General features: G+C 67.2%; 11 protein-coding genes. 6 read left to right on the plus strand and 5 right to left on the minus strand.

The genetic code is table 11. The annotated features are described in order from the left end of the window. Window positions 1–17: 17 nt before the first annotated feature. Window positions 18–1,088, plus strand: coding sequence for a LacI family DNA-binding transcriptional regulator (locus C563_RS0114310; protein ID WP_196803355.1), 1,071 nt, complete (start codon window positions 18–20; stop codon window positions 1,086–1,088). A gap of 18 nt (window positions 1,089–1,106) precedes the next feature. Here the strand turns inward: C563_RS0114310 and C563_RS0114315 are convergent, their stop codons facing one another. The 4 genes from C563_RS0114315 to C563_RS21380 form a co-directional block, all read right to left on the minus strand. After that, on the minus strand, window positions 1,107–2,075 hold the full coding sequence (locus C563_RS0114315) for a ribokinase (protein ID WP_018762757.1): 969 nt from the start codon (window positions 2,073–2,075) through the stop codon (window positions 1,107–1,109). Further along, on the minus strand, window positions 2,072–3,499 hold the full coding sequence (uriT, locus tag C563_RS0114320) for a uridine transporter UriT (RefSeq protein WP_018762758.1): 1,428 nt from the start codon (window positions 3,497–3,499) through the stop codon (window positions 2,072–2,074). The genes C563_RS0114315 and uriT overlap by 4 nt, the downstream gene beginning before the upstream one ends. After that, entirely contained in the window at window positions 3,500–4,573 is a 1,074-nt protein-coding gene (uriH, locus tag C563_RS0114325) for a uridine-preferring nucleoside hydrolase UriH (protein ID WP_018762759.1), read from the minus strand. It abuts the gene before it with no gap. A gap of 148 nt (window positions 4,574–4,721) precedes the next feature. Next, window positions 4,722–5,585 carry a GAP family protein gene (locus C563_RS21380; protein ID WP_018762760.1) on the minus strand — a complete coding sequence of 288 codons (864 nt, stop codon included), beginning with the start codon at window positions 5,583–5,585 and terminating at the stop codon, window positions 4,722–4,724. Window positions 5,586–5,710: 125 nt separating this feature from the next. Here C563_RS21380 and C563_RS0114335 point away from each other — a divergent pair, with 125 nt between their 5' ends. From C563_RS0114335 to C563_RS0114350, 4 genes are all read left to right on the plus strand, one after another. After that, the gene (locus C563_RS0114335; protein ID WP_018762761.1) at window positions 5,711–6,916 is read left to right on the plus strand and encodes a sensor histidine kinase; all 1,206 of its coding nucleotides are present in this window, start codon (window positions 5,711–5,713) and stop codon (window positions 6,914–6,916) included. Beyond that, window positions 6,913–7,554, plus strand: a complete 642-nt coding sequence (locus C563_RS0114340; protein WP_026264855.1) for a response regulator — start codon at window positions 6,913–6,915, stop codon at window positions 7,552–7,554. The genes C563_RS0114335 and C563_RS0114340 overlap by 4 nt, the downstream gene beginning before the upstream one ends. Window positions 7,555–7,695: 141 nt before the next feature. Beyond that, window positions 7,696–8,685, plus strand: a complete 990-nt coding sequence (locus tag C563_RS0114345) for a substrate-binding domain-containing protein (RefSeq protein ID WP_018762763.1) — start codon at window positions 7,696–7,698, stop codon at window positions 8,683–8,685. Between the two features lie 45 nt (window positions 8,686–8,730). Beyond that, entirely contained in the window at window positions 8,731–9,837 is a 1,107-nt protein-coding gene (locus tag C563_RS0114350; protein ID WP_026264859.1) for a GTP pyrophosphokinase, read from the plus strand. A 58-nt stretch (window positions 9,838–9,895) separates the two neighbouring features. Here the strand turns inward: C563_RS0114350 and C563_RS0114355 are convergent, their stop codons facing one another. Continuing rightward, the gene (locus tag C563_RS0114355) at window positions 9,896–10,159 is read right to left on the minus strand and encodes a hypothetical protein (protein ID WP_018762765.1); all 264 of its coding nucleotides are present in this window, start codon (window positions 10,157–10,159) and stop codon (window positions 9,896–9,898) included. Window positions 10,160–10,836: 677 nt separating this feature from the next. Here C563_RS0114355 and C563_RS21385 point away from each other — a divergent pair. Beyond that, window positions 10,837–12,246 (plus strand): MFS transporter, encoded by a 1,410-nt coding sequence (locus C563_RS21385; RefSeq protein ID WP_196803354.1) that lies wholly within the window; start codon window positions 10,837–10,839, stop codon window positions 12,244–12,246. Window positions 12,247–12,533: the final 287 nt, after the last annotated feature.

Here is a 12,533-nt window from a genome sequence, read left to right on the forward strand (position 1 = left end):
GAGGGCAGATGAGTTCAATGGAGAATGGTGCGGGCGCGGCCGGCGGCGCGCCGCAGGATCCGCCGCACGCGCCGGAGCGGGCCCACCCCGTGACCCTCCGCGAGGTCGCGGAAGCGGCCGGTGTTTCCACCGCCACGGTATCGCTGGTGGTCAACAAGAAGAAGGACGCCCGCATTGCCGAGGAAACCCGGCGGCGGGTGAAGGAGGCCCTCCGCACCTTGGGCTACCGGCCCAACGCGATGGCAAAGACCCTGGTCAGCGGCACCTCCAAGTTCATCGGGCTGGTGGCCGACGGCGTGGCCACCACGCCCTTTGCCGGCCAGATCATCCACGGGGCGCAGGACGAGGCGTGGAAGCACGGGTATGCGCTGCTCATTGCCAATACCGAGGGCAACGGCGAGCTGGAGCAGGACGCCATCAGCATGATGCTCGAATACAAGGTCCGCGGCATCCTCTACTCCACCTGGTTCCACCGGGCCACCGATATCCCGGCCCCGCTGCGCGAAGCCGACTTTGTGCTGGTGAACTGCTTTTCGAACGAGCCGGGCGCCCGGGCCGTCGTCCCGGACGAGGTCCAGGGTGGCCGCTCGGCAACGGAGATCCTGCTGCGGAACGGCCACCGGCGCATCGCGTTCATCAATGCCACCATTCCGGCGCCGGCCAAGGATGGCCGGCTGGCCGGATACCGGCAGGCCCTGGAGGAGGCGGGCGTCCCGTTCGATCCGGCCCTGGTGATGGAGTCCTATCCGGACCAGGAAGGCGGCTACCGGGCCACGGCGGAGCTGCTCAAACGGGATGTCACCGCCGTGTTCTGCTACAACGACCGAATGGCCATGGGCCTCTATGACGGCCTGCGGGAACACGGCCTGGCCATCCCGGACGACATGGCGGTGGTGGGGTTCGACAACCAGGAAGTGATTGCCGCCCACCTGCGCCCGCCGCTGTCCACGGTTGCCCTGCCGCATTACGAGTTGGGCGCTGCGGGTGTCCGCATGCTTCTGGGCCTCGACCCTGCCGTCGACGGGGCGGCGAAGATCCACTGCCCCGCCGTCGAACGGACCTCCGTCCAGACCAAGGCCCGGGCGTAGCCCCCGGCTGGCGAAGGGTCAGGACGCGCGGAGGCGGCGTTCGACGTCGGCCGTCTCCGGGTACGCCGCCTGGGTGCCTTTCCGGGTGGTGGCCAGGGCAGCCGCCACAGAGGCGAAGGCGGCGGCTTCGGCGAGGGCGTCTCCGGCGGCCAGCCGGACGGCAACCGCTCCCGTGAAGGCGTCGCCGGCTCCGGTGGTGTCCACGGCGTCCACGCGCGTGGGCGCCACGAAGGTTACCTGGGCGCCTGGAGCCGCCTCCGAATCCAGCACCACGGACCCGTGCGCGCCGAGGGTCACCAGGACCTGCCGGATCCCACGCCCGGCAAACCGCTCCCGGACCGCATCCCATTGCGCCGCGTGGGCGTCCGCGCCCGGGACCGAAGCCCCGGGGCCAAGGAACAGCGCCGCCTCGTGGGCGTTCACCAGCAGGACGTCTGTCAGTTCAGCCAGCTCCGCCGGAATGTGCGCGTACGGTGACAGATTCAGCAGAACGGTTGCGCCGGCGTCGTGCCCTGCCTGGGCTGCGGCCAGCACGGTGGGCATGGCCACCTCCAGGCAGAGGCTGACGACGGCGGCACCGTCCAGGACGTCCGCGGCGCCGGCGACGTCGGCCGGGGACAGGGTGCCGTTGGCTCCGGCGGAGATGATGATGTTGTTCTCGCCGTGGGCGTCCACGGCGATCACCGCGACGCCGGTGGGTTCGCTGGAGGTCCGCACGTGCCCCACGTCCACCCCTGCACCGGCAACCGAGGCCTGGAGCATGTTGCCGTTGGCGTCATCCCCCACGGCACCCACCAGGCTGACGTGTCCGCCCAGCCGGCCCGCGGCCACGGCCTGGTTGGCGCTCTTGCCGCCCGGGTTCACGGCGAATCCGTTGCCGTGCACCGTCTCGCCGGGCTGCGGCAGGCGTTCGCAGTAGATGGTCAGGTCTGCATTCAAGGAGCCGACGACGACGATCCGGCCGGTGTTCTGCGCCGCGGCACTCACGGGGCCACCTCGGCCTCAACCGGCTTGGGAATCAGCAGCGAGGCGGCGAACGCCGCCACGGTGAGGGCCAGCCCGACAAGCACGACGGTCAGGTAGGAGGCCTTCGCATCGCCGAGCGCCTGCGTGGCCACCAGGACCGCGGGCAGGATGAGGAAGCTCAGGCCCGCACCCAGGTTGAAGGCGCCGGCATTCATGCCGGGCAGGAAGCCGGGGTTGCCGGCGGGCGAGAGGACAACGCCGAGTCCGTTGAGCATGATGTTGACGGTACCGGCGTACATGATGCCCAGCAAGACGGTGCCGGCAATCATCATCGGCAGGCTGCCCAGGCCGAGGAAGGCGATGACGGCCAGTGCGGCGATGCTGCCGAGGAGCCCGATCCGCAGCACCTTGGTGTACCCGAGGACGGGGGCCAGCCGCCCGCTGAGCGGACCCACCAGCCAGCCGAGCAGGGCGTACGGGGTGAGGATGATCAGCGACATTTCGGTGGGGCCGATGCTGAAGCCGGGCGCCGCGGCCTGGACGTAGGCCGGGACGATGCCGTTGATGACGGCAAAGATGCCGGTCATGGTCAGGGTGGTGGTGAGCAGGGGGGCCCAGGTGGCGCGCTGGCGCAGGTGCACGGTTTCCACCATCGGCTGGGCGGCCCGCTGTTCGGTGCGCCAGAAGGCGAAGAAGGCGACGGCGGAGACGAGGACCAGCGCAATGCCCAGCATCAGCGTGGCGGCGGAGAAGCCGGCCACCAGCTTGGAGCCTTCGTTCAGGGCGGTCAGCAGGGCGCCCACGGCCACGACGATGAAGAAGACGCCGCGCCAGTCCATGGTGGTGCCTGCGGCAGGCTTGCTCTCCCTGGCAAGGACCAGGACGAGGGCGGTGGCGGCGGCAGCCAGGACCACCATCAGCCAGAAGATGCTGCGGAAGCCGAAGTGCTCGGCGAAGTAGCCGCCCACGAAGGAGTCGACGCCGGCCACGCCGCCGTTGACGGCGGTGATGAGGCCCATGAGCGTGCCGTATTTGCGCGGGTTGCTCACGGCGGAGCGCAGCATGATCAGGCAAAGCGGGACGGTGGGTCCGCTGACGCCCTGGATGATGCGGCCCACGAAGAGCCAGGTGACGTCCGGGGCGAGCGCGGCGATGACGGAGCCCGCGGCCATCAGCACCATCATGCCCACCAGGACTTTCTTGCGTCCCACAATGTCGCTGAGGCGGGGCAGGAACAGTGAGAACAGGGCGGCGGCGGTGAAGAACCAGGTCTGGGAGAGGCCGATGACGGCCTGGTCGGTCTTGAGTTCCTCGCCCATGGTCACCAGGGCGGGGCTGAGCATGGAGGCGTTGAGCTGGAACGCCACGCAGGCGGCCAGCAGGGCGGTCATGAGGGCTGCGGTATTGCCGCGGCCGGTGGCGGTTTCGGTGGTCGTGGCAGTCATTTACTTGACCCCTCCGGCGGTGAGGTGGGCACTGCGGCCGGGTTCGACGTCGGACGCGGTGCCATTGTCCTTGTGGTCACCGGTGCCGGGCTCGCCGATGCGGACCAGTGCGTCGGTGACAAGGTCCCAGAACCGCGCGTGGTCCAGGTCCACGGCCACGCTGGTGTGGCAGTCGGCGGGAGCGGGGGCGCGGAAGTCGGCCACGGTCATGCCGAGGGTGAGGGTGCCCTGCAGTTCGATGTTGACCGGCACCTTGCGGGTGCTGACGATGCTGGGATCGATCACGTAGGCCACGGCGCAGGGGTCGTGGACGGGCGGGTAGTCGAAGCCCTGGGCGTCCTTGTAGGTGTGGGCGAAGAAGTCCATCAGTTCGGTGACGAACTTCGCCGGGGTGGTGCCGATGGCGGCGATTTTCGCCACGACATCCGGGGTGGCGAGCGCTTGGTGGGTGAGGTCCAGGCCCACCATCACCACGGGCCACTTCTCGTTGAAGACGATGTGGGCTGCCTCGGGGTCGATGATGATGTTGAACTCGGCCACGGCGCTCCAGTTGCCCACGTGGTAGCCGCCGCCCATCAGGACCACTTCCTTGACCCGTTCCACGATTCGCGGTTCCTTGCGGGCGGCCAGGGCGATGTTGGTCAGGCCGGCGGTGGGGACCAAGGTGACGGTGCCGGGTTCGTGGGCCATGACGGTGTCGATGATGAGGTCGACGGCGTGGCGCGGGTCCAGTTCGATGGTGGACTCGGGCAGGGCGGGGCCGTCCATGCCGGACTCGCCGTGGATGTCCGGGGCGGTTTCGATGCTGCGGACCAGGGGCCGCGGGCAGCCGGCGGCGAAGGGGACGCCGGTGATGCCGGCGATGGTGCCTACGGCCAGGGCGTTGCGGGTGACTTTTTCGAGGGTCTGGTTGCCCACCACCGTGGTGACGGCCAGCAGTTCGATGTCCGGGTTGCCGTGCGCGAGCAGCAGGGCCACGGCGTCGTCGTGGCCGGGGTCGCAGTCCAGGATGATCTTCCGGGGCTGGTGCTGACTCTGTTGCGGGTTTGGTTCCACGATGGTTCTCCACGTCATTGGGGCCTGCCGGGGAGGCAGGGGTCCAGTATTCCGGGAGTGATCATGGCACCGTTTTGTGGTCTACGTCAAGCGCTTAACGTTGCGATGGCGTTTGCCCACGTCAAACGCTTGATGCCTTGCGGCTGCTGACTGGATCAGCGGCTGCCTAACCGAAGGGATTCCAGGCCGCATCCGGGAAGAGTGCCGCCAGCGCGGCCCGGAGCATCAGGAACCCCACAATGCCTGCCACCCACAGCACCGCCTCCCCGGCCACCCGCGACAGCCACGCGCCAAGGCGCGCCAGCGGGGCATCCAGCACGCTGCCAAGGGCAAGCCTGCCGGCCACCAGGAGCCCGGCAGGCAACAGCATCACCAGGCAGTAGGCGCCAAGGAGGGCAGCGGAAAGGGCCCAGCCAGCACTGGAGGTCGTCAGCAGCCCAATTGCGCCGATATACGGCAGCATGGTGGGCACCTCGAGCAATCCCGCGAGCAGCGCCAGGCCCAGCAGTCCGCCGGGGGTCCCCACTGCACGGCCAATCCTCCGCTGCCACCGGGCCTCGACCGGTGATGGCCCGGGCTCCTGCGCAGCGGCCACCCCGCTGGACCGCTCGGCACGGGCGCCGCGGCCTTGGAGGCGTGCAGTGTCCGGGGAACCGGTCATCCTGCTTGGAAAGGGCGGCTCCGTCGCCGTGGAAACCCCGCGCCCGGGCCTTCCTCCCAACACGGCCCACGCCAGCAAACCGCCGCCCGCCACCAGCATTCCCCACTGCACCGCAGGCAACCCGCCGAGGGCCCCGAGGTCCGCACCCCACGCCCCGGCGGCCCCGGCCACACCTGTCAGCAGGCCAAGTCCGAGCAGGAAGTAGAAGAGCCCGATGGCTGCGAGGTAGGCCGCCGCCTTTCCGGTGACGGCTGCCCGCCCCCCGGAGTCCCGGCGCAGGAGCAGCCACACGGGAATCACCAGCGTGCCGATGCTGGTGCTGTCGATCAGGGCGAGGATGGCCAACTGGGCCAGGAGTTCTGCAGTCACAGGAAGAGTCTTCGCCAACCTGCCTCCTGGCGCGTCAGGCATCGGGGGGAGGGCGGACTCATCCTTTAGTCGCAGAAACTGCGCTTGAGACAGGCCGGCGCTCCCCTCTGCGGCAGGATGGGACCATGCATTCAACACCGGGCACCATCCGCCGTGAGGACGTGGTCCTGGCCCTGGCTTACGCGGGGCTCACCTGGCTGCTGCACTCACTGGGCATTACCGCTACCGAAGCCCCGGCAGTCCCTTCGCTGGAGCCATGGTGGCCCGCGCTGGCGCTGGCCGGATCCGCCGTCGTGGTGCTGCGCCGGAGCACCACCCGGGTAATGGTTCCGGTTTCCCTCCTCGCAGCGGTGGTGCTCCTGCTGGCGGGGGCGGCCGGCGGGTTCTTCCTGCTGTTCGAAGCCGTCTTCTCACTGGTGTTGTTCGGCACCGCGAAAGCGGCCAAGACGGCGGAGGTGGCGGTCCTTCTCCTGTGCGCGGCCGGAGGGGCGGCGGCATGGCTGGCAGGTGGGTCCTTCGCCGATGGCGTTGTAGCGCTGCTCGCCGGTGCCATGGTGCTGCTGCTGCCGGCCGAATGGGCAGGGAATGTCCGCAAGGCCAGGGAACTGGCCGTCAGCGAGGGGGCGCGTGCCGCTGCAATCCGGGGCGCGGCACGCGACCAGGCACGGCTGGCTGCCCGTGAGCACGAACTTGAGCTCGCCGGCGCGCGGCAGGAGATGGCGCGTGAGCTTCACGACGTCCTTTCGTCCAGGCTGTCCGCGATCGCGTTGCAGTCGGCTGCTGCGCTGAACACCGCGGACCCGGCATTGGACCGGGAGGTCCTGGCCCACGTGCGCCGCGAAAGCGTAGCGGGGCTGCGCGACCTGAACGCCTTGATCCGGATGTTGAACGCCGGGGAGCCGCGGGCCCTGGCCGGCGATGTCGGGGATTTGGACGCCGTCATTGCCGGCCATCGCGCTGCCGGGATGGACCTCGAATGGAACAACGCCCTCCCCGGCGGAGGCGAGGACCTTCCCGGCGGCACGCAGGCTGCCATCCACCGGTTGATTGCCGAATCACTGGTCAACGCCGGGCGGCATGCCGCGGGAGCCAGCGTCCGGGCCAGCCTTGAGGAAGTTCCTTCCGGCATCCGGCTGAGGGTTGCTGACGATGGCGGCACCGAGGAACCGCAGGGAAACACGGCCGGAACAGGGACGGGACTGCCCAGCATGAGGGCCCGGGCTGAGCAGCTGGGCGGGTATGCGATCGCCGGCCCTGAAGGCCACGGCTGGAGAGTAGAGGCGTTCCTTCCGACAAACGGCACGGGCACGGTGGAGAACGAGGCACCATGAGCGGACGAATCTCGGTATTGCTCGCGGACGACCATGCCGCCATCCGTGTGGGGATCAGGATGGTGCTCCACGGGGCACCCGGGTTCGATGTGGTCGGCGAGGCAGGTGACGGTGCCACCGCCGTCGCCATGGCCCGGACCCTGCGGCCGGACATCGTCCTGATGGACGTGCGGATGCCGGTGAGGGATGGAGTGTCGGCTACTGCCGAAATAGTCTCTGCCGGGTTGTCGAAAGTCTTGGCTTTGACCACTTTTGACCACGATTCCTATCTTTTTGGCATGCTGTCCGCCGGCGCCGCCGGCTTCCTGTTGAAGACCGCTGAACCCGCAGAAATACTCCATGCGCTGGGCCGCGTCCACGACGGCGGGACTGTGATCGCGCCCGAAGTGGCCGGCCGGTTGGTGTCTGCGGCCATCAATGGAGCAGCGGCGGCACCCACCCCGGCAGCGCCGGCCGGTGAGCTGACCGCCCGGGAACGGGAGGTGCTGGACTGCCTGGCCGATGGCCTCAGCAATGCCCGCATCGCACGCCACCTGTCCATCTCGGAAGCAACGGTCAAGACACACGTTTCGAACGTACTGGCAAAGCTGCAGGTGGAATCCCGCCTGCAGGCTGCGTTGGTGGCAAGGACCCTGTAGCGGGAACGGCGCCGTACCGCGGCGGCGCGTCCGTGGTGGGCGGCCCGATCAGCTGCCGGCACAGGGTCGCACTACGATCGAGGTATGGATTCCGGGGAACAAGTGCAGCAGCGGGCGCGGCCCCGGAGGGTAACGGCGGCCATGGTGGCCGCGCGGGCCGGTGTTTCGGTTGCCACGGTGTCGCTGGTGGCCAACGGCAAGACGGTCGGCCGGGTCTCCGAGGACAACATTTCCCGGGTGCAGGAAGCCATTGCCGAGCTTGGCTACGTGGTGGATGGCATCGGCAGTTCGCTGGCCAAGGGCGTCAGTTCGATCGTGATCCTGGTGGCACCGGATATCTCCAACCCATTCTTCGCCAAGGTAATCAGCGGGGTCCGGGAATCGCTGGGGCCCAATTACCAGCTGCTCCTCTCGGTCACGGACTCAGGTGAATTTCCCAAGGCTGCGGACGTCCGGAAGCTGATGTCCCTGCGGCCGGCAGGGCTTTTGGTTGATGCCCCGAATGCCGGGTTCCTGGCGGACCTTTCCGTGGCCGGCCCCCTGGTCCTGCTGGACGCTCCCGGCCTGGAGTCACTTGCGCCGGCCGTGAACCTTGACGTCGCCCAAGGTGCGCGGGAGCTGGCCGCGCACCTTGCCGGGGCGGGCCACCGGCGCGTGGCCTACCTCGACAGCGTTACCGGAACCGCCACGTTCACCATCCGCCGGGAGGCCTTCCTGGCCGAAGCCGCATCACTGGGCATGACCGTGGATCCGGACCAAATGCCCGCCACCACCATCGATGTGGGTGCCGCGGCGGCTGTCTTCGCCGACGCGTGGCCGGACTGGCAGCGCGCGGGGGTAACCGCCGTCGTCTGCGCCACGGACACCCATGCGTACGGGGTGCTGCAGGAAGCCCGCGTGGCCGGGGTGCGCATTCCCGCGGAGCTGGCCGTGGCGGGGTTCGATGACCTGCCGTATTCGGCGACCAGCAGCCCGGGCCTGACCAGCGTGCACCTGCCGGCGGCAAGCCTGGGGCTGAAGGCTGGTGAACAGCTGCGCCGGCTGATGGAAGGGCGGGCGTTGGAGCAGGAGGAACTCGTCCTGGAAAGTTCCCTGGTGGTGCGCGGCTCCACGGCGGCAGGCGAAACGTAGCGGCGCCGGCGGGTTCCTGTCGGACCCCGGCCGTAAGCTGGGATTATGCCGAGTAACTGGGAGAGTCTGGACGCGTCGCAGCGTGAGTCGGTACAGCACAATGTGGAGATCTATGAGCGCGTCCGCCCTGCCCTGAAGCTCATCACCCGGGACGTCCTCCTCACCCTTCGTGACATGCTCAAGGGTACCGAGGTGACGCCGCTGTTCGTCAGCGGCCGCACCAAGACCGTGGAGTCCTTCAAGGAAAAGATCTCTCGGACCGAAGAGCCCCTGGAGCCCGGCGGCCCGCGGCTGCTCAAGTTCCCGGACCCGTTCCGGACGCTCAATGACATGGTGGGCATCCGGGTGATCACCAAGCTCCCGGCGGAGAACGCCGTGGTGGCCAACATCATCAAGCGCCAGCGGCAACTCTTCGACTGCCGTGGCGACCGGGAGAAGGACATCGGCTCCATCGAATCCGGCACCTACGGATACTCCAGCCGGCACCTGATCCTGCGGACCATCCAGAACGAGGCCGTCAAGGAGTACCAGCAGGTCTTCAACCCGGACGCCGTGCCCAACGGCAGCTACTTCTTCGAGTGCCAGATCCGTACCATCTTCGCCCATGCGTGGAGCGAGATTGAGCATGACATCAGGTTCAAGGCCGAGGATCCGCGCGCGTGGACACCGCACTTCGACCGGCAATTCACGGCCACCGCCGCCATGCTGGAGACCGTGGAGACGGCTTTCGCGGACCTGCATGAACGGTACGAGGAAGTCCGCAGCTTCTGGGACATGGACGGGGAAGGCGCGGCAGCCCTCACCCCGAACCGGATCCGCGACGTCTGGCGGACCCTGCTCCCGCACGTTGACCGGAAAGTGGACGACGACTGGGGCTGGGCCGCGGAACTCCTGGCCGCCCACGGCCTCAACCAGACCGTGCAACTGGCCGGCCTGCTCAGCGCCAACCGCATCACCGAGGTCCGCAAGGCCCTGGACCACCGCTACTCCCCCGGCCCCGACCGGCTGATGGACGACCTCCTGCTGTGGCAGTACGGCACCAAGCACATCGACCTCACCGCAGAACCGGCCGACGCCGTCCCGCACCCCCGGCGCGACAGCCTCCTGCGGCGGCTGCGGCAGATCGAGCGGTACAGGATGACGAAGACGTAAGGGTTCGTGTTAGGAGCATTTGGCTGCTCCATGGGGCGAAACCCTCTTCCCAGGCCGTTCAGGAAAGGTTGTGGACTGCCCCGGCCCAGCGGGGGCCGGAGACGGCCCGGCGGACAGCCCGGGCGCGGGCGTGGAAGTCGATCTTTGGCATTCGCGGAGAAGGGTCAGCGCGACTGCCGGGATCATTCAAGGTGGGGGGCGGTGCCGCTTTGGCGGCTGTTGTGCTGTGGTCGGCGATCAGTCCCATGTCGGCGTATTCGCGTACAGCGGCGATGCCGGCAACGGCGTCGGTCTTGGTATCGAAGGGCTTGGACACTGCCATAACGGTTCCATCGGGGAACTGAATTCCGACCGTAACCGGGGTGACGACCTCCCTGTTCCAATGCCTGAGTACTGGCAGAACGCTTAGCGATCCTTGAGACTCCTGAGCCGGCGTCTTTTGCGCCCGTTACACCGCTCCCCTTCCACAACGGATTACGAAGTTCCGCGCCAAGCCAGCTTTACAGAATCACCACTATCGGCTCTTTGAATTCTGGCGCGGAAGCGGCCGGGGATGCTGACGCTTTGCGGGCGGATCCAGGGTTTTGGGCGGAATCACTGCGTACCCGGACAGGACAATAGCTCGGTGGAAGTGGCGGCGAACTTGTCCCAACCACGGCCTGAGCCTGCATCTGCTGAAGCCCAAGCCGCGGCCAGCGGACGAGCACTGCAGTTTCCACGAGGCCCTGTACAATATCCTGTAATGTGAGACTTTTTGCACATGCCTTATCTACCACTCCACTGTCGCTCCGGCTAAGTCCCGCGATGGAAGGGCACAGACCCAAATGGTGAAGGAATAATGATCATCGACTGGCACCTTCGAGATGACCGCACGCACGGACTTCGCCGGCAGCCTGGCCAAGACGCTCCACGTCCTCCATCTTTCCAGCGAAACGGCTCCGGCGCCCCTCTGGTCCACCTCCGACATCATCGAAATCCTGGAGACCTCCAGGGTCAATCGTGACCGTCACCGACGCACAGGACCGGCCCGTTCCGTTCCGAGTGAGCGGCGCCGTAGCTACTGCCAGTGTTCTCCAGCCACTGAACTCGTCGATGATTGCAGTTGCGATCGTGGGCATTGCTGCGCAGTTCGGATCGTCCTCCGGGATTTCTTGGGTGATCTCGGGTATGTACATCGCGACCGCCGTTACGGCACCGATGGCCGGCCGGCTCGGCGCCCTGTTCGGGCCACGCCGGGTGTATCTGGCTGGCCTCGGGCTTGTGGCAATCGGCTCAATCTGCGGGATGTTTGCCCCCGACGTCGGATGGCTGGTCGGCGCCTACGTCGTGCTGGGAATGGGGATTTCGGCCCATATGCCTAACGCAATGACCATGGTCCGCAGCTACGCGGACCACTATCGATTGCAGCCGCGAACCGCGATTATGACTTTGGTGCTGTGCAGTCAGTCGTTCGCGGCGCTCGGCCCCACCTTGGGCGGGCTGCTGGTGGGAACATTCGGGTGGGAATCCATCCTATGGGTCAACCTGCCCCTAGTCGTCCTTAGCGCTGTCGCGGTCATGCGTGCTGACGTTGGCTTTGCCGGTGGAGAACCAAAATCGGGGCGGCAAGTGTTGTATACGCTCGATCTTCTGGGCATCGCGCTGTTCGTGCTGCTGGTTACCTCCACGATGCTGTTTCTGTTGTCTCTGGGCCGTGATCCTGGCTGGTGGTTGCTGCCGGTCTGGGCCACGGTACTGGGACTGTTTGTGGCCCGGGAGAGACGGGCACCGGAGCCGTTTATCGATGTCCGGGCCCTGGCCCGCAACCGTGCGCTCAGCGCGACGCTGTGCCGCACTCTTGTCACGTACACGACGTTCTACAGCATCTACTTTGGTATTCCGCAGTGGTTGCAGTACGTGAGGGGGATGACTGCCATCGAGGCGGGACTGACCATGCTTCCCGTGGCCCTCGTCGGCATGGTCTCCACGATGGCTGGCTCACGTACCTATCGGTTTTTCGGTGCCCGTCGCACCCTAGTCATCGGCACAAGCGCGCTGCTCGTCGGCGGCGTGCTGCTTGCAGTGGTCGAGCGATCCACCGCTCCCTTGGTGGTGCTGCTGCTTGTGGCCGCAGTATTGGGCATCCCGAACGGCTTCAACAACATTGGCAACCAGAATCTCATTAACTCTGTCACGTCCGTGGCCGAGGTCGGCACGGCCATCGGTATGTACCGCACGGTCCAGTTTATGGGCGCCAATCTCGCTATAGCCGCGCTCCAGCTGACTGCCGGCCCGATCATTAGCGATGACGGCCTCCACCGCACGGGATGGTTTATCGCGGCTTCTGCTGCCGCTCTCCTCGCCGGAGTCCTGTGCTCACGGACCATGGCTCCGCGCACCCCTGCCCGCATCCTGGAGGCGGAGGCCTAATTATGCGGTCAGCCGGGGCCCTGCACTGCCCGAAGGGAGAGACCCCGTCACCGCCATCTTCGAATACTCCTCTGTTTTCTTCGCGCACTCATCGGCGAACCTTTCCAACAAGTTCTCGAATCCGTCCGCGAACTGGTCTTGTGAGACCGTGGCCGGGTCGAGTCCGAGATGGCTGAAGGCCGTGATAAGGCCCAGCGCAGCGGACTCGTGGGATGCGCTCCTGGTTGCCTCAAATCGCGTAGGCGGACGCAACAGCGAGCGAACGCAGATTGGCCTTATTCAATTTC

The organism is Arthrobacter sp. 135MFCol5.1 (assembly GCF_000374865.1).
Taxonomy (GTDB): Bacteria; Actinomycetota; Actinomycetes; order Actinomycetales; family Micrococcaceae; genus Arthrobacter.